The sequence below is a fragment of the Paenibacillus plantiphilus genome, from assembly GCF_927798095.1.
In the GTDB taxonomy this organism is placed as follows: Bacteria; Bacillota; Bacilli; order Paenibacillales; family Paenibacillaceae; genus Paenibacillus_Z; species Paenibacillus_Z plantiphilus.
The window spans coordinates 216,555-234,911 of sequence record NZ_CAKMMF010000005.1 but is presented as its reverse complement, the minus strand read 5'-3'; the positions used below and the strand labels follow the sequence as shown (position 1 = coordinate 234,911).

10 protein-coding genes are annotated in these 18,357 nt (G+C 50.8%); 3 read left to right on the top strand and 7 right to left on the bottom strand.

Annotated features, from left to right (window positions below):
• Positions 1 to 205 precede the first annotated feature (205 nt).
• Complete coding sequence (locus L6H65_RS06410) at positions 206 to 4,828, top strand: DEAD/DEAH box helicase (protein ID WP_236339667.1); 4,623 nt, start codon at positions 206 to 208, stop codon at positions 4,826 to 4,828.
• Between the two features lie 146 nt (positions 4,829 to 4,974).
• Here the strand turns inward: L6H65_RS06410 and L6H65_RS06405 are convergent, their stop codons facing one another.
• Positions 4,975 to 7,326, bottom strand: coding sequence for a hypothetical protein (locus L6H65_RS06405; RefSeq protein ID WP_236339666.1), 2,352 nt, complete (start codon positions 7,324 to 7,326; stop codon positions 4,975 to 4,977).
• 106 nt (positions 7,327 to 7,432) lie between these two features.
• Complete coding sequence (locus L6H65_RS06400; RefSeq protein ID WP_236339665.1) at positions 7,433 to 9,460, bottom strand: bifunctional diguanylate cyclase/phosphodiesterase; 2,028 nt, start codon at positions 9,458 to 9,460, stop codon at positions 7,433 to 7,435.
• Positions 9,461 to 9,971: 511 nt separating this feature from the next.
• Here L6H65_RS06400 and L6H65_RS06395 point away from each other — a divergent pair.
• Positions 9,972 to 10,646, top strand: coding sequence for a hypothetical protein (locus tag L6H65_RS06395; protein WP_236339664.1), 675 nt, complete (start codon positions 9,972 to 9,974; stop codon positions 10,644 to 10,646).
• 119 nt (positions 10,647 to 10,765) lie between these two features.
• On the opposite strand, the gene L6H65_RS06390 is transcribed toward L6H65_RS06395, so the two are convergent.
• Positions 10,766 to 13,786, bottom strand: a complete 3,021-nt coding sequence (locus L6H65_RS06390; RefSeq protein ID WP_236339663.1) for an efflux RND transporter permease subunit — start codon at positions 13,784 to 13,786, stop codon at positions 10,766 to 10,768.
• 246 nt (positions 13,787 to 14,032) lie between these two features.
• Between L6H65_RS06390 and L6H65_RS06385 the strand changes: the two genes are divergently transcribed.
• On the top strand, positions 14,033 to 15,223 hold the full coding sequence (locus tag L6H65_RS06385; RefSeq protein WP_236339662.1) for an MFS transporter: 1,191 nt from the start codon (positions 14,033 to 14,035) through the stop codon (positions 15,221 to 15,223).
• Between the two features lie 106 nt (positions 15,224 to 15,329).
• Here the strand turns inward: L6H65_RS06385 and L6H65_RS06380 are convergent, their stop codons facing one another.
• The 4 genes from L6H65_RS06380 to L6H65_RS06365 all read right to left on the bottom strand — a co-directional run bounded on the left by L6H65_RS06380 (position 15,330) and on the right by L6H65_RS06365 (position 18,236).
• Complete coding sequence (locus tag L6H65_RS06380) at positions 15,330 to 16,130, bottom strand: transposase (RefSeq protein WP_236339706.1); 801 nt, start codon at positions 16,128 to 16,130, stop codon at positions 15,330 to 15,332.
• Positions 16,131 to 16,165: 35 nt separating this feature from the next.
• Positions 16,166 to 16,666 carry a transposase gene (locus L6H65_RS06375; protein WP_236339661.1) on the bottom strand — a complete coding sequence of 167 codons (501 nt, stop codon included), beginning with the start codon at positions 16,664 to 16,666 and terminating at the stop codon, positions 16,166 to 16,168.
• A gap of 407 nt (positions 16,667 to 17,073) precedes the next feature.
• Positions 17,074 to 17,475 carry a hypothetical protein gene (locus L6H65_RS06370; protein ID WP_236339660.1) on the bottom strand — a complete coding sequence of 134 codons (402 nt, stop codon included), beginning with the start codon at positions 17,473 to 17,475 and terminating at the stop codon, positions 17,074 to 17,076.
• Entirely contained in the window at positions 17,472 to 18,236 is a 765-nt protein-coding gene (locus tag L6H65_RS06365; protein WP_236339659.1) for a hypothetical protein, read from the bottom strand. Before L6H65_RS06365 ends, L6H65_RS06370 begins: the two co-directional genes overlap by 4 nt.
• Positions 18,237 to 18,357: the final 121 nt, after the last annotated feature.

Sequence of the window (18,357 nt, the reverse complement as noted above, 5' to 3'; positions counted from 1 at the left end):
TTGCGGGACAGTACGAATCCTCCTCACCGCAGATTGAAAAAAAGGTATAATGTAACCACTAATGACGGTTGCATCGACAACACTTAACTTCGCGCCCAGGCCGTTGTCTAAAGTCAGATTTAGAATCAAATAATGGGAATAATAACCGGTTTATTTACTTATACCCTGCTTTGCAGCTTTGCAAACAGGAAGGAGCTGCTGCAATATGCCGACACCTTCATCGGCTCTATCGGATTTTCACCCTACATTAGCGGAGTGGTTCACTCGCACCTTCGGCGATCCTACTGATGTACAGCTTCAAGCGTGGCGCGCAATTCAGGCCAATCAGCATACATTGATTGCAGCCCCGACTGGGTCGGGCAAAACGCTCGCCGCCCTGCTCCCCTGTCTGAATAAGGTCGCCACGAGCAAATTGCAGGCGGGAGCAGGCTGGACGCCCGGCGTACGCATTCTGTACATCACTCCGCTCAAGGCGCTCAACAATGATATCCAGCATCATTTGACCGCATTCATGGAAGACGTTGAACGCTTGCAGCCCTCGGACGAGTCCGCTGCAGATTGTGCATGGCCAGGCATCCGAACGGCGGTGCGCACGGGGGATACCCCTTCGAATGAACGTGCGAGAATGCTGCGGCGGCCGCCAGACGTATTGATCACAACGCCGGAGTCGCTCTATTTGCTGCTCACCTCAGACAAAGGGCGAAGCATGCTGCGAACCGTCCAAGCGGTCATCGTAGACGAGATTCATAGTCTGGCCTCTGACAAACGCGGCGCCCATCTATCGATTACACTGGAGCGTCTGTCAGCACTATGCCAGCAGCCCGTTCAGCGAATCGGCGTATCCGCGACCCAGAAGCCGCTTCAGCTAGTAGCCCGGTTTCTCGGCGGCTGGGAGCCCCAGATAGCTGCCGGCATTGCTGCCGTGGACAGCCAGCATTCGGATATTCATCCGCTTGGCTTCTCCCCCCGACCGGTCAGCATTGTGGAGAGCCACATGGAGAAAACCATTTCAGCAAGGGTCACAATGCCGGATATGAGCAAGCTTGCCGGAACGCGCGAAGCGGTCTGGATTCCTATCCTGGACCGGATCATGCAGCTGATGAGCGACAGCCGATCCGTTATTATATTCGTCGTTAGCCGCCGTCTGTGCGAGCGGCTTGTTCTTAGGCTGAACGATCATGTCGGGTATGAGATGGCCCGCGCGCATCATGGCAGCTTGTCCCGCGAACGCCGCCTGGAAGTAGAGCAGCTGCTTAAATCCGGCGAGCTGCGCTGCATCGTCGCAACCTCTTCTCTTGAGCTGGGCATCGATATCGGACATATCGATCTTGTCATACAGATCGACTCGCCCAAGGAGGCCGCATCAGGCATTCAGCGGATCGGCCGTGCGGGTCATGCGGTAGGCGATGACAGCAACGGCTTTATTCTTGCACGCAATCGAAGCGAGCTGCCGGAATCGGCTGTTCTATGCCGCAATATTATGCTGCGGGATATTGAGGCCATCAAGCTGCCGCTGGAGCCGCTTGACGTATTGTCCCAGCAAGCGACAGCTATTATCGCAAGCGAGGAGATTGAGGTTTATGCGCTTCATGCGCTGCTGACGCGCAGTGAATGCTACCGCCTCTTAACAAGGGCGAGACTAGAGGCGGCGCTTAAGGTGCTCGCAGGCTTCTACCCCTTCGCCAGACCGCTTATCGATTGGGATCGCAGCAGCGTCGGCAACGGTCAGAATGACGGCACCGGCAGCTCTGAAGGAGAGAGCAGCCGCAATCTGCTGCGCAAGCGGTCCAATACCGCGATGGCTGCGATAACGGGCGCGGGCACGATTCCGCAGAGCTCGGCCTATCCCGTTCATCATGCGGAGAGCCGCATTCATCTGGGCGAGCTTGACGAGGAGTACATTCAAGAGAGCCGCGTCGGCGATGTGTTCCAGCTTGGCACTTCCTCCTGGATGATCAGCAGCATCGATAATGACCGGGTATATGTGAAGGAGGCGCCGAACCGCTTCAGCGAGATCCCCTTCTGGCGCAACGAGCCCGGCGGGCGTAGCTACGAGCTGGGCATTCAACTTGGCGCCTTCATAGGCGAATTGTCGGACAGGCTCCATCTGGCGGAAGCTAAACCCTTTTCACCCAAAACCGACCACCCCGCCGCCGCTTCAGACGAGACTGCGGCAGTCCGGGAACGTGACGAGGCTGCCATTGCCTGGCTCGATATGGATTACGGCTTTGACAGAATCGCCTCGGAGCAGCTGATTGAGCTCATTCGATCGCAGCACAGGGCGCTTGCGCTGCCGACTGATCGGCGCATCGTGATTGAGCATTATCGCGATCTCATGAATCAGACCAGGGTCATTATCCACAACTCCTTTGGCAAGCGAATCAACCGGACGTGGCTGCTTGCCATTGAGCGCCAATTCGATCGGCTGCTTCCCTATAAGCTATACGGCAATGCCAAGGATAACGGGATTGAGCTTGTGCTTCCGGAATGGGATGCCTCATGGCTGCAGACACTCTGGCATATAACGCCCGACAGTCTTGAGCCGCTTCTCACAGAAGCCATCGCAGGCTCTCCGCTGCTCGCTATCGCCTTTCGCCGAATAGCGGAAACCTCGCTCCTGCTCTCTCGCAGCTTCACGAGAACACCAATGTGGCAGAAGCGGCTGCGCAGCGAGGAGCTGCTAAAGCAATCGCTTCCTTATGCGGAGCAGTTTCCTTATTTGCAGGAGGCCATGAGGGAATCTCTGCATCTCTTCCTGGATACCGGCAGCCTCAAGCGGCTGCTGGGGAACATCGCGGATGGCCATATCGAAATTGCCGTCCATGAGACGAATGCGCCCTCCCCCTTTGCGGTGCAATTTATCGCTGATTATGTGAACAATCAAATCTATGAAGGGGATGGCCTAAGCGAGACAACGCAGCTTCAGCTTATGAGCGTAAGCAGAGCTATGGCCGGAGAGCTGTTCGGTGAGCACGCGATCCAACAGGTCGATCCTCTAATCGCCGCCGAGGAAGCAGCACGCCTCCAATCAGGACCAATACTGCCAACTTCAGCGGATGAGCTGTACAGACTGCTGAAGCTCCAAGGAGACAAGAGCATCTCGGAGCTGAGCGCCATTGCCGGAGAGGAGGCGCGCTTGTGGCTGGCTGAGCTGCAAGCCTCCGGGCGAGTTGTCCCGCTGGCTTCCGCTGGCTCAGAGGACCGCTGGATATGCTCGGATGAGAGCGATATGTATGCGGCGTTCCCGCTCACAGACAGCGCGATTGCCTTCGTCGCAGGACGTTATGCCGAGCACCGGCTGTCATTTACCGAGCTTGAGCTTCTTGAGCGATACCCTGTGCTGGACCCCGAGCAGGCCGCTCATATTGTCGATGTGCTGCTTGCAATGGAAGCCATCGAGCAAGCGCCGTTCGCGGAGAATGAGCAGGAGCGCATCTGGTCAAGCTGCAAGGTCGCCAAACGGTTGATTCGGCTGACAATGGAGCAGGCTCGAAAGCAAGCAGAGCCTGTTGATCCGGTAAGATGGTGTGCGCATATGTCGCTGCTTCAGCATGCGTTGTCCGGTTCGCAGCTGAGCGGCATTGATGGCCTGCGAACGGTCATCACCAGGCTGCAGGGCTTCTTCCTTCCTGCTTCACACTGGGAATCCATCCTATTCCCGGCAAGATTGCTCGGTTATCGCAAGGAGGACCTCGATCTTCTCTGTTCCTCCGGCGAGGTTGTCTGGATTGGACGCAAGGAGGAGCAAGAGAAGGAGGGCAAGATCGCCTTCTTCCTTGCAGAGTCCAAAGCTCTGTACTCCCCTTACGTGCAGCCGCCGAAATCAGAGGCAGCAACGAAGCATCCAGGCCTGCTGGCCATGCTCAAAGACGGCGGGGCAAGCTTCCTGACCAAGCTAAGCCGTGATTGCGGCAAAATACCGTCCGAGCTGCTGACTGACCTGATTGATCTCGTATGGGAGGGCCGCGTATCCAACGACCAGTTCGCCCCGCTTCGTCTGCAGCTGCTCACGAAGGGCAAGGCGCTGGCCAAGACCGGATCCGGCTTGGGACGGTGGTATTGGACTGGCTCCCTTGCCGAATCGGACCACAGCAGCGAGACTGGCGTACCGCCTTCCGAGGGGCTCCATCAATCCGCCCTGCACTGGACGCAGCATCTATTGGAGAGCTGCGGCATCGTGACCAAGGATCTCGTCGCCCAGCTATCACCCTTCGGCTGGGATGAGCTGCTTCCCGTACTGCGGCAATATGAGCGCTGGGGCATCCTGACACGGGGCTTGCTCATTCAAGGCGTGAATACGCTGCAATTCGCCAAGCGCGAGCTGCTGGCCGCTGTGAGACAGCCATTCCCGGGACAAGATTCCGACGCTATTACAGTTATAGCCGCTATCGATCCGGCGAATCCTTTCGGTCTTGCCGCTGACTGGCCGCCTGTAAGAGGCGCTTCCTTCAGCCGCAAGAGCGGCAATTTCCTCGTCCTGCATCAAGGCCGATGGCGCTACTGGCTTGAGAATAATGGCCGCAAGGTCGTCGAAGTCCTTGACGGCAATGGCAGCGGCGACGGTAACGAAAACGATAATGGTTTCGGCGACAACCGCCTATCTGCTTCTGGCAAGAACAGGGAATCAACATTGGATGATGCGCTCAATCCCCTGCTGCTCAAGCAAATTTTCCGCACCATTCTGAAGCAGCATGGTCTAAGCAAAATCAAAATCGAACGCTGGAATGGCGAGGACATCACCGATTCCAACGCTGCTGCCGCGCTTCGCGCACTCGGAGCAGAGCGCGACAATCGCGCCCTTGTTCTATGGCCGAGCCATCTGCAGTAGATAGGTGTCTTGCCCATACAGACCAACTCCATTCCTTCTGCAACAATAGACAAAAAGGCTGCGCCCCGGATTACTCCTGCAGGCGCAGCCTTTTTCACACGTTGTTATTGGTCTGGATGCAATAGCTTGCTTGAATTATGCTTTTGCTAAGGAATCGCAATCTCAACTGAAACCCCGTCGAACACCCCGTTTAATGTGCCTGTAATGGGATATCCAGTCAGCAGCCGCCCATTTCCGAACAGGTTCAGCGGATGCACGGGCAATACAATCTCAATATATGTCGTTACGTCAGCAGCAAAGTAGATCGTATTGATACTACTGTCGCCAGAGGCATACTCCCAGCCGAATAGCTCGCTAATTACTGCGACATTATCAGTATTCACATAAACCCCGTTGTGGGTTTCCGAGCGTTTGAGAGGACCTGTTATGTTCTCTTTAAGAGTGCCGATACGCACCTCATCCGCAATACTGCTAGGGCTGACCGATGTTGCCAATCGAGCATCATCCGTGCCTACATCAGCAATGACGGTGACATTGCTCTTCTCAATAATGTCATCCTCGCCAATATCGACTCCGCCAACCGTCAACATGCGCGGAGACTTCGCACGGAAACTGATTTGTCGGTCGTAAATCACCAGAATCTCTTCTGAAGCGACGATATTATTATTCAATTTAATCGCATCAATATCGGAATTATCTATTGCTTCCACAATCCCGCTAAATGCTGTAACTGGCAGCTGGGTGCGGATATTAAATATCTCGACCGGTCCATCCCCTACAGCCACAGCCATTTCGCTAGTTACGAGCTCCGAATCGTCCATTTCTGTAAAATCATCCGATCCGCGCTGCACTTTAATTGTTCTTGTGGAGATTAAGTGCGACTTGAGTGTGCCAACGTCCATACTCTCACCCGCAGGTATATAAACAACGGTCTCACCTTCAATGGTGTCAACCTCTACATCGGGATGCGTGCCTCTTGCGTTCAACTGGTGCTCGGCGGCAGCAGTTATTGTAACAGCCGCTGTCGGCGCTGATATCTGATCGGCATCATCGATAGCATACAGCTTGTAGGATTCGCCAACAAGCAGACCCGTGGTCGATAGAAACACCGAAGCATGTGCCGCTGCAGCCGGCGCATAACTATTGCCATGGTTCACAAGATCAGCCCTTGATGTTACAACCGCTTCTGCCGGTACGAGATAGACCATGCCCGCCTTGCTCGCCGTTGCCCCGAGTAATGTTCCGCGTTCTACATATCCGGTAGACTGATGCAAATGTATGACAGGCCGGCGTTTGATTGTCACTGGGTTCGCAGACACAGTTATCAAGGAGGCGATGGAGTGATCGCCCTTCTCCACAAAAACAAACGGCGTGAATGATTGATCCTCCAACGATGCGTCCAGGAAGAAGCTGCGAGCGTCAATTGTAAAGACCGCATTGCCTGGCAGATTGTTGTTTATTGCTGCAATATCCGATACTGTCAGCGTATATGAAATTTCCGCATTCGATTGTCCTAATACGATATGAATAATATCGCCGATCGCATAGCCGCCTGCTGCACTCGGGTTCTTAGGCAGCGTTACCGTAAACTTGGGATCGGAAGAGGAGGCTGGCAAGTGCAGTCCTTGTATTGCACTGATTTCATCTTCTGTAACAAGATGATCAGCAAGCATGGTTCCCGCCGTTGGCTCAATGCTGATCGGCGTAGGAAGCAGCTGCGGAACATTTGTTAGATAGAGCAGAATAAAGTTGCTGATGCCGTGCCGCAGCTCGACTAGCTTACTGTCCACCTGTCTTTGGGTTGCGCTTGCGTTATCCACAAGAGTCTGCGCTGCTGCAGCCAGATCAGCCAGCTCCTGACGCGCTTCCACCGTTCCTAGCGGTCCATCGATGAAAATTTGCATTCTCTCAATAGCGCCCAGCAGCTCTTCCTTGTTGACTTCGCCAATGTCCATTATTGAAAGCAAATAACGGACATCCTCACTGTCAATGCCGGAAGCGCCTACTATGTTGCTGCTGGCAGGGAGCGTCTTCACATATTTCACGATGCCATTCAATGTGACCCCCGAACCGCTCGGGTCCAGCGTCTCCTTCAAGGCCAGCTTTCCTTGCGGCGTAACAACCTTATAGCCTGTAATTGCGAGGTTGTGAGCGCCTCCTGCAGCGTTTTCCACGACCCCCTCTTCCATGCCGATATCGACACTATCCACATCGATCAATGGCTTGTTCAGCATGAGGACGACGACATCTCCTACAGCAGTTGCCATGTTTACCGTGTAGTCCGGAAGGCCAATTGAGAAGGCCGAGCTGGGAAGCGAGGATGATCCATGATCTGTTGCAGTCAACTGCCCATCGAATGTGATATATATCCAATTCTCGCCTGTTGTCATCGCTTTAACAGGCTTCACAACCGAGCCCGTTGCGCCTGCGCTTGCCGGAACTGCAATGATGCCCAGCAGCAGAAACAGACATAGCATAGTTATCGAAATTTTTCGCACCAACATACCCTCCTGTACACCTCTATTAGTTAAGATTCTATCATAGAAGAAATAGGCAAGCTATTAATATTTGTTAGAAATTGGCGTTTTTTGTCGAATGCAGCGCCTAAGAAGCTCCCTGCTTCGCGCGCTCATTATTCGCGATTAACCAGGCCTCCAACGTTTCCGTATCCATCGGTTTTCCGTAGTAGTAGCCCTGCATAACCCTGCAGCCTCTGGATTGCAGGAAGCCAATCTGCTCCTCTGTCTCCACGCCTTCTGCGACGACCTCCAGCTTTAGATGCCCCGCAATGGCAATAATCGTACTGATAATAGCCTGCTTGGACGGCTGGGCGCTCTGACGTATGAACATCTGATCGATTTTGAGCGCATCAATCGGTATTTCATCCAAATTGCCCAGCGAGGAGTAGCCCGTCCCAAAGTCATCCATCGATACTCTTACCCCCAACGACTTGAGGTGCTGAAGCTGCCTGATCGTATCTTGAACATCATACATGGCAATGGATTCCGTAATCTCAAGCTCAAGACTGCCAGAATCAATATTCGACTCTTGAAGCGACTCCTCTACCATCTCGCATAACATGCCGCTCTCGAACACGCGGATGGACATATTGACCGACACACAGACATGGACGATATCCCGTTTCTGCCATTCCCTGTTCTGAATGCACACTTCATTCAGCACCCATCTTGTCATTGATACAATTAATCCGGTTTCTTCGGCAATGGGAATAAATTCGGCTGGCGATACCATGCCCAGCCTTGGATGATTCCAGCGGAGCAAGGCTTCCATGCCCGTGAGGCAATCCAACTCCGCATCCCACTTAGGCTGATAGTAGATACACAGCTCATTGTTAGCCAGTGCCTTGCGCAAGTCCCGTTCCAGCTCCAGCTTGCGCACATGCATCCGGTCTGTTTCCTCATCAAAAAGCTGATATTGATTCTTGCCCGCCGACTTGGCACGGTACATCGCCACATCCGCCGCCTTCAGCAGCATCGTCCGATTATCGCCATGCTCAGGCGCCAGACTGATCCCAATGCTTGTCGTCATATAGATTTCATTGCCAAGAACGGAATACGGACGTTTAATGACGGAGACCAAATACTCGGCCAGCCGGATTGCCTCCTCCTTCGTGCCATTGCTGGACACAACCAGAAACTCATCGCCGCCAAGCCGGAACACATTCTGATCGCCCGATGTCGTCTGCTGGAGCCGCTGAGCCACTTCTCTTATAAAGAGATCGCCCGCATCATGTCCGAGTGTATCGTTAATCGTCTTGAATCGATCCAAATCGATGAACAACAAAAAGCCGCTCTCACGCCCCGAGAACGAATCCTCGAAGTAGCGCGTCAGCTGGTTGCGGTTCGGCATTCCTGTCAGTGAATCGGTATATGCCATCCGTTCCAGTACATTGCGGTCGAAGAATATCGCTCCGAGAGTTACGGCAAGCACGAAAAAGATTGCACCAGCCACCCCTGCGAGCAGAAAGGTTTGCGGTCCAACCAGATCATTATGCTGATGTGCAGCATCGACAACAAATTGAGAGGCTCTCATCCCCGTATAATGCATCCCGCAAATGCCAAGCGCCATAATACATGCGCTCATCAGCTTCCATTTGCTGTACCCTTCCGTAGTACGAAACTTGCGGAAGAGGTAGAGCGCGCCGTAGGACGCTATAAAGGAGACAACGATGGACAAGCTTACGAATAGAGAGTTGTATGCAATCCTGATCGGCTCGTTTATCGCCGACATGCCGATATAATGCATCGCAACGATACCGCTGCCCATGAAAAAGCCGCCTTGAAGAAGCCTTCTGGTTCCATAGTCAGCAGCTGAGGTAACTCGAAACGCGATATACGAAGCCAGGATGCTCGCAGCCAAGGAGAGCAAAGTGAGATAGATATTGTAGCTTACCGATGCCTCAACATGAAAGGCCAGCATGCCGACAAAATGCATGGACCATATCCCTGCACCCATTACGCAGGCTCCTGCCACCGTCCAAACGGTATAGCTCCTCCCTTTAGCCCTTGATATTTTGCTTGCCAGGCTAAGCGCGGAGTAAGAAGCTGCAACAGCAATGAGAAAAGATAATATTACAATAAATTCGTTGTACTGCCCGTGAAGATGACTCATGCTGCATACCTTCTTTGTCTCGTAAAATTGTCTTCCTCCATTATAAGGCAACAGCAGGTCCAATAGAAGAACAATTCCTTATTATTCTTACCAGGCTGTCGGGAAAGTCCACGGGACGTCTCCCGTCGGTATACGTTGCTACAACCGTTGCTTGCATCAGCGTTACTGTAAAATACAGTTACTATGGTCAAAATGGACCATTTCAAGCCCCTTACCTGCAAAAGTGCATCAAAAAACCAGAAAAGTGCCGTATACGCTGGGTTCTGGCGATATTTGATGTATTTTTGCAGGTACTCTGTCTGCGAGCAGCTCTATTGGATGCAGGAGAGGTACTTTTGCAGTTATATGCCGCCGATTGATCATGTAGTGGGTAGTGATTGTAATTGGAATTGCAAACACATTTTTCATCGGACTTTCTGGGCAGTCTGAGAAGAACAATTCCTTATTGCTCTTACATTTACAGACATGTCCTAAGCTGCTATACTCCATAAAAATAAGGAGGCTGGCACGTATGACGACGATTGGCTGCTTTCACGCCCATCATTCCAATATTGAGCATATCGAACGAGCGATGCTTCCTTATGAGGTCGAGCTTGTACACTTTGTAGATCCGGGCTTGGACCGGATTAAGCGTGATCCTGCCTTCACCACTCAAGCCGCTACCAAGAAGATCAAGGAAACCATTCATTGGATTTCACAATGTCATGTGGATGCTCTGCTCGTTACATGCACATATTTCATAGCACAGCTGCCGAATGACACTTCACAATTCCCCATGCCGCTAATTAAAATCGACCAACCGCTTTCCGACGATATATGCCAGCTGAACCAGCCTGTAGTCGTCGTCTTCACGAATCCAAGCACGGTTGACGGGTCTATGCAGCAAATAATGTCCTACTCCCGATTAATGGGCAAGGACATACAGATTGAATCGGCTCTGCTCCAGAATACGTTTCCGCTTATCATGCAGGGGAAGAAAGAGGCCTATATACAGGCCGTATCTGAGGGACTCGATAGAGTCATAGCGCACAATCCGCATAAAAGAATCGTGGCAGGCCAGCTCTCCATGGTTCCTGCAGCCGATCTTGTCTCGCAGCAGAGAGGCGTTGCCATCGGCAACCAGCTTCACTCTCTTGCCGATCATATTCAGAAGCTGCTCGGACTGGAATTGCGAGCAGCCGAATAATTTCTGCACCGCGCGCAGCTCCCAGCGCGCGGTGGGACGATACGCGCAGACAATCAGTGCATGAAGAACGCCGCCCATCTCCCCCCTTTAGGGGCGGCATGGACGGCGTTCCTGTTTCATTATGCGATGAAATCCTGTGCTGCTTGCGATTGCTGCTGCTTCTTCCCCTTCGAACGAAGCAGAAGATGATAAATAACCGGAACGATAACAAGCGTTAACAGCGTCGAGCTGGCAAGACCTCCAATTACGACGATGGCAAGCGCCCGTGAAACAAGGCCCGCCTCGGATGATAATGCGAGCGGCAGGAGCGCCCCGATCGTTGCAACGGCTGTCATCAGTATAGGCCGCAGCCGGGTGACACCCGCTTCCAAGAGCGCTTCCCCCTTCTCCATTCCTCTGCGCTCATTCTGCTTCACACGGTCCAGCAGCACGATTGCATTCGTCACGACAATTCCGTTCAGCATCAGAAGTCCGATCATGGCCGGCATGCCGATTGGTTCTCCAACCAGATACAGCCCTACAATAGCGCCGATAATCGAGAATGGAATGGCAGCAAGGATAACCAGCGGCATCAATGCCTCGCCAAAAGCAAGCAGCATGACGAAGTATACGAGCACAATACTAACCAGCAGTGCAATCCCCATACTAATGAAGCCGTCGTTCATTTCCTTGGCTGCGCCTTCATTGGACCAGGTCACACCGTCCGGCAGCTTCAATTTATCGATAGCGGCGAACGCATCGGAGCTTACCTTCGATGTATTCGTATCAGTTATCGTCGAATATACCTGCAGATACTCCTTCTGGTCCAGTCGCGAAATCTGTGTAGCATTGTTCGTTTCCATTACCTCACCGAGCTCATGAAGCGCAACGATCCCGCCATGGCCGTTGCTAATGGACTGCTTCTTCAGCATTTCAACGGATGCTGTATGACCAGTATCAAGCTGAAGGACAACATCGGTTCGCTTGTTGTTAATATCCGCCTGCGTGATGGTATTCCCTTCTACCATCGTTCTTAGGCTCATCGCCACGTGCGCTGGCGTAAGACCGTTCTCCGCAAGCTTGTCAGGATTGAAGTCGATGACTACCTCTGGCTTTTCGCCTTCTGCGGAGTTGCGGATATTAGTTAGACCCTCTACTTTCTTAAGCGCCTGCGTTATTAGCTCTGTGCCTTCCGCAATGGATGCCAGGTCTGATCCATTGACGATGAAATTCAGGCTCGAACCGCCGATTCCGCCAGTACCGACTATCGTAATGCTCTTCGCACCCTGCACCAGAGCAAATTTATTCTGCAGCTCATCAACGATCTGCTCTGTATCCGATTCCTTGGCAAGCTGGAAGGCGACACTTCCACTTTCATTCGAGGCGGAAGCAATGATGTTCAGCACCTCTGGATAGACCTTGATCTCTTCTTCGATTTTAGCCACCACACGCTCCGTATTGCTTGCGGTGGAGCCAATCGGCATCCCGATGCTAACGTTGAAATTCGTTGCTTTCTCCGCCGGCAGGAAGTTGAATCCGATCAAGCCGGCAGCCGGAATGGAGGCACTGCCCGCCAAGATCAGCAGGGCGATTCCGAGCGTTGCCAGCCGATGGCCCAGCGACCAGCGAAGAACACGGCGGTATAAGCGCTGCAGCCCATTCTCGCGCTGCTCGTTATGCTTCAGCTTGAGCAGGAATAGACGCGACATAAGTGGCACAACCGTCACCGCTACTAGCAAGGAGAACAGCAGGGACACGACAATTGTCCATGCCAGCGGGACGAAAAACTTCCCGATAATTCCCGGAACGAATGCCAGCGGCAGAAACACCGCAACCGTCGTCAACGTGGATGAAGTAATCGCAGAAGCAACCTCGCGAGTGGCATGCTCTACAAGCTCGCCATCACGATGCTGGGCGCTGCGCACGCGCCGGAATATATTTTCAATAACGACAATAGAATCATCTACGACCCGGCCGATTGCAACTGCAATCCCTGCGAGCGTCATCATGTTAAGGGTGTAGCCTAGATATTGAAGCACGATAAAGGACGCAAACATAGACAGTGGAATGGAGATGACAGCAATGACTGTGGAACGGAAATTCCGCAGAAACAGCAGTGTCACAAGCACTGCCATACAAGCACCGATCAGCACCTCGCGAAGCATGCTGTAGACCGAGTCCTCGATGTCCACCGATTGGTCGAGCAACTGCTCCCGCTTCATGTCCGCCGGATAGGTCAAACCGTCGAGCTTCTCTTTTATCTGCCCTACTATTGCCACTACATCCTCGCCGCCCTTGGCCAGCACAGTAAGGGAGATCGCCGGCTTGCCATTCAGACGGGTAACACTCTTATTGACAGATTCATGAACAACATCCGCAATATCACCGAGCTTCAGCGATCCGGCATTACCCTCCTGTCCAGCGGAAGGCCTCACGGGTATTCGAATGTTCTGAATATCATCGATAGACTGCAGCGTCTCGCTAATACGCAGCGGCAATATTTGTTCATCCGTGCGCAGGTCGCCAATAGGGACTGAAATATTATTCGCAGTAATAAGCTGTTGTACCATGTCCAGTGTAAGTCGATACTTGGCCAGAGCTTCTGGCTTCACTCGTATGTATACACGCTTGTCGAGCACGCCTTTCATTTCGATCGAATCCACACCTTCGACTGAGCGGATAGCCGGAGCTGCCGTTTCTTCAATAAACTGCTGAAGCAGGTCCTGATCCGGCCCCGAGAAGGCAATCTCGTAGACCTCCGGGTCCATCTTCTCGCGCATAACCATCGGCTCTTGAGCTGTGTCCGGAAGCTTCGTCTTCGCAAGCGCATCGCGGACCTCCTGCTCCACTTCATCCATGCTGGCAGACATATCTGTCTTCAGAACCGCTTGAAACCGGTTCGGACTGCCCCAGGTGTAAATATTGTTGACTCCGTCAATATTAGCCAGCGCCTTCTCAAGCGGTTCGCCGATATCCCGCATGGATTGCTCTGGCGATGCCCCGGGATAAATAATATTGACGTGCATGTACGGGATGTCCACATCGGGATACATCTCCATTTTCATATTCCCCGCAGCATACAGCCCGCCGCCTATTAAAACGATAATAATAAGCAGAACCGCTACTGTGTTCTTCATACTGAATCGGATTATTGAACCCATATCTCTTAATCTCCCTTTATTTATGTAATGATTCACCTCATAAAGTATATACCATTTACTAGGATATTCAATACCGCTCCAGACGCACCTGATACTGGACTTAAGACCAGTTCATGGTATAAGCAATTTTTTCAGTTATTGCCTATCGGGCTCAGTTTCTGTTCCAAGGGATGTTTCTGTACTCAAAAATCGCTTTCGGTGGTATGGTAAGAAAGTGTGCATTGATTAGTGAAAGGAGATTTCAATTTGTCCCGGCTTATTTTTCTGGCATGTGTAACCTATTTCGTCGTGGGACTTGGACAGCTTGCAATCGGAGCCGTAATGGAGCCTATGGTTCATGCCTATGGCGTCCAATACGGTGACGGCGGTCAGCTTGTCATGCATCAATTCCTCGGCGGATTGCTCGGTATATTCAGCACTCCCTGGCTAATACGGCGCTTTAACAAAAAGCTCATTATTCTTCTCTTATTAGGAATAACCGCCGCAGCGGAGACGATCTACACCCTGCTCCCCCCGTGGGGCGTCATGCTTGCCATCGCTCCAGTCGCAGGCTTCGGCCTGGGAACGCTGGAGGCTGTGATCGGCTCTCTCGTTATTGGCGCTGCCGGGAAGAAGGCGAATACTGCGATGAGCCGCGTCGAAATATTTTTCGGCGTGGGCGCGCTCATCATGCCTTTCGCTGGCGCTGCGCTGATTAAAATCAGCTATTGGAAAGCGGCATTCGGCTTTGTCGGGCTGCTCGCTGTCGTGGCATTGGTGCTGTGGATCATTTACTGGCCGTCAATTGTGAATGCTCCGTTTGCGCATACAGACGCAGATGAGAAGCAGAGCGCGGGCAAGCCTGTAAATCGGCGCTACGGCGTTGCGGTCCTGATCGCCTGTGCCCTGTTCTTCGCTATCTATGTCGGATTAGAGATGAGCTATGTTCATTATTTGCCTTCTTTGCTTGTACAGACCAACGGATTGACTGAATCCTCGGCAACGCTGGCGATCAGCCTGTTCTGGGGAGCGATGGTCATCGGCCGTATGGCGGCAGGGCAAATCGCCGATCGTATTGGAGGAGGCGCTTATTTGCTCCTCACCTGCATCATATCGGCGGTGCTGTTCGCCCTTATGGGTTGGCGGGACGGAACAGCAGATACGTTCATCCTGACTACAATCGCCGGTTTGACCATGTCCGGCATGTTCGCCATAGCGCTTGTATTTGCCAACCGCGCGATGCCCGGCATGACCGAGAAAACAACGAGCCTGCTAATCGGCTTCGGCGGTATCGGCGGAGCGTTTCTGCCCAAGCTGGCAGGATGGTTCATGGATCAGCATGGACCGGATGCCACTCGCTGGCTATTCGCAGCTATTGCACTCGTTATGCTGCTCCTTATTGTCTGTGCGATTCTGCTCCAGCGGCAAGCCTCCCGGGCAGCTGCGGCCGCTTCATAAGCCGGCCGACCACATGCTGCGGGAGCGGCTTGCAAGCTCCGGCATAACACAGCAACGCTCACAAGCAAAGCATGAATGTCCAGACATGGGGCTGTCCAATAAGTCCCTAAGTCGAGTTGTGCATATTAGAAATCGAAGGAGCTCGGTCTCTGAAGAGACATATGAGCTCTTTCACTCCCTTTATTTTGATCAATCTCTTGAGATTATAGGCAAGACAAATCAGATTGGTCTCAGTGCTTACTGATGCCAATCCTCGCGTTAAAAAGTATGTATATCCCAGGTGACGTTTTATCGTCCCAAAAGGGTGCTCAATGATTGCCGCTCTTTGCTTATATGCATTGCTTTTACTATGGGTATTTTCGGCAATCTGTCCAATCACTTCTTCATCTATAAGTCTGGTTACCGACCTCCCACCTTTGGCAGATGTGCATCCCTTTTGTCCGCAAATATCTAAGGCTTCGCAGGTGTAACGCCCATTCCATTTGAAAGGTAATTCATAACCCAACGGGCAAATATATCTATCGTTTATGGCATCATACTCAAAGTTCCCTTTATCAAATCCGCTAACTACTTTGTTATGCTTTCCCTTCTGTGGCTTTATTAAGAGTTCGGTGTTTTCGTCGACAACGTCGATGATTTCAAGATAGTTGTAATATCCTGTATCGGCCAGAATTGTGATTTTCTGATTACGGAAAACTTGCTTTGTTCTCTTTGCCATATTGGACAGTTGCCCTTGATCATTGACATCATTGACCGTATCACAGTCCACGATCAATTTATACTTGCTATCCACTGCAGTTTGAACATTGAAGCAAACTTCATACTTCCCGTTGTTTTTCATCGATTTGGCATCCGGATCAGTAACACACAGCTGAATTTCACCTGTTTCCTTGAGTTCTTGTTTCATTGCCTGCAACTTGTGCATTCTCTCGTGATAAACCTCTAACTTTTCTGTGATGTCCTGCTTTTAAGGCGATTGTCCTCCGTTAAAAAGTCGCGCAAATAGGCATCGATTTTTTCATCGATATGCTCCAGCTTCTTACTGATAATGTTGTCATTAAAGTGTTTCTTTTTAGAGCAGTTCGTCTTTATTTTTGTGCCGTCAATCGCGACAAGTCGACCATCAATTAGCCCGAAACCTTTTAACAGTAAGGTGAATTCTTTAAACAGCTTTTTTATGGCCGATTGGTTACTCTTCATGAAAGCAGATAAAGTACCGTGATCTGGCTGGAGCTTACTAATCAGCCACATCAGTTCAATATTTCTTTTCGTCTCGGATTCCATCTTGCGAGAGGATCGGATACCGTTCATATAGCAGTAAAGATAAAGCTTGAGAAGCTCTTGCCGACTGTAAGGTTCTTGCCCCGCTTTGGAGCCCGAATACACCTGAAACCCCAATTCTTCTAGGACCAAAGCACCTTGGCGATGCAGAACGCATCCCAACTATCACTCTTTTCGGTCGTGGCATGGCTCATTCGTTCGCTGTAAGACAAGGCGGAATTGACTTCCTTAACAACTTGCTTCTTCTCGACAGGGAACGGTTAAGGCTCTGCCGTTGCCGCCTATATCTTCCATCCCATAAACAGGGGTCAAGCCTTTTGTCGTATGCTTCTTGACGAACTTCATCAGGTCATCAAATGCAGACGGTTTATTCTCAATCTGAATCTCACCAAGCCGTTTACCATCCATTTCGGAGAATGAAATAAAACACGAGCGACTAGCTCGTATTGTGGCTTTGTTGGTTAGATTGTACGATCTTGTTGTTTGGATTGTAAATGATTTACTCAAAAATCTTGACAGACCAACCCTATACAATATCTGTGATGCTAATTTTATTCTCAAGAAGTTTTTTATTTCCTTTTTTTATAAAAATGTTCGTACACAAGCTTTGGTTGGCTTTTCTCAAAAATATATTTCTTTGAAGAGATTTCAGAGTCAATTTCCTTCATGTATAAGGGCACTAGATACGACAGTTTATCACACAGCAAGTTCATCGTCTCTTCTGCTTGTTGTAAGCAATTTAATTCGAGTATTAAAGGACAGTCTGTATGGTCTTCCTCTCTCCAGTCATCATCTACATAGTTAAATCCTAATTTAATCTCCTCTGAATCAGATAACTTCGCCAAATTATAAATACCCCAGTAACTACTTTCGTGTTCTGAAAAATTAATTTGCAACAAATTACGCAAGTCATTTGTTACTTTGTCAATATCATCTATAGTTGCTCCAAGCTTTATATATTTTTCTGTCATGGCGTCACCATTAAGCTGGGTCTTTTAAGTGCTTGTTCTACACTTTCACAAAGCATAAAGCTAACAGGCCTTCCAGCTTCCTTCGATAGTTTATCTATGAGTTTCTTTAATCCTAATTCCGCAAGTTGGTCTTTATCAAGTGGTCCTATTCGATTCGAGTCTGTTTTCATTTTAAAACCACCCTTTCTCCCTATCTCCAGTGCCTCAAGAAATAAATCATCATTTACCAAAGCAATGTCAAAATCACTAACCCTTCCTTCATCAAAAACTTTACCAGATTTATAGCTTTTCCCTGAAACAGAACTTCCTTGGAATAAAATTTGTGTTCCCGCTGGTAAATCAGCTTTCATGACTTTAACAAAATCATTATATTGTTTGACGTTAGAAAAGCCATAGGGGAGAGGATTACCATATTCATCAAAAATACGATTTGGAAGTTTACCCGTCCCCTTAGTCACCGGTGGTTTCTCCGGTGGCTTGATTGGATTCGGGACTGTCGTGTCCCCGACCCGCTGGATCTCTGCATCATCCAAGATCTTGCCTGCTTGCAGCAGCTTGTCCATTTCTTTCAGCTGCGAGGGGGTTAATTGCGAGATATCGTTTGCAGTAATGCTTCCCTTCCACAGACCTGGTTTTATTATACCTCCTTTTGCCGCTGTCATTAATAGCGTTTCACTCGAAGCATTTAATCCGTTCTTCCCAATTGCTCGGAGAATATCTTCCGGCATCTCACCCATCGCTGCCCGCTGGATGATCGCCATCTGGTTAACAGGTTTTTCCCTTTTACGGAGCCTACTCTTGGCATGAAATCTAGGATTGCATTTACGTCAACTTCATGTATCTGCTTTGTAAATATTTTCTTCCACCTTTGATTTTGGGCAT

Bases quoted from the DNA above. Each gene is read 5' to 3' on its own strand.
- L6H65_RS06365 (WP_236339659.1), bottom strand. From the start codon at position 18,236: ATGGCGATCATCCAGCGGGCAGCGATGGGTGAGATGCCGGAAGATATT.
- L6H65_RS06400 (WP_236339665.1), bottom strand. From the start codon at position 9,460: ATGAGTCATCTTCACGGGCAGTACAACGAATTTATTGTAATATTATCT.
- L6H65_RS06395 (WP_236339664.1), top strand. From the start codon at position 9,972: ATGACGACGATTGGCTGCTTTCACGCCCATCATTCCAATATTGAGCAT.
- L6H65_RS06380 (WP_236339706.1), bottom strand. From the start codon at position 16,130: ATGAAACAAGAACTCAAGGAAACAGGTGAAATTCAGCTGTGTGTTACT.
- L6H65_RS06370 (WP_236339660.1), bottom strand. From the start codon at position 17,475: ATGACAGAAAAATATATAAAGCTTGGAGCAACTATAGATGATATTGAC.
- L6H65_RS06410 (WP_236339667.1), top strand. From the start codon at position 206: ATGCCGACACCTTCATCGGCTCTATCGGATTTTCACCCTACATTAGCG.
- L6H65_RS06390 (WP_236339663.1), bottom strand. From the start codon at position 13,786: ATGGGTTCAATAATCCGATTCAGTATGAAGAACACAGTAGCGGTTCTG.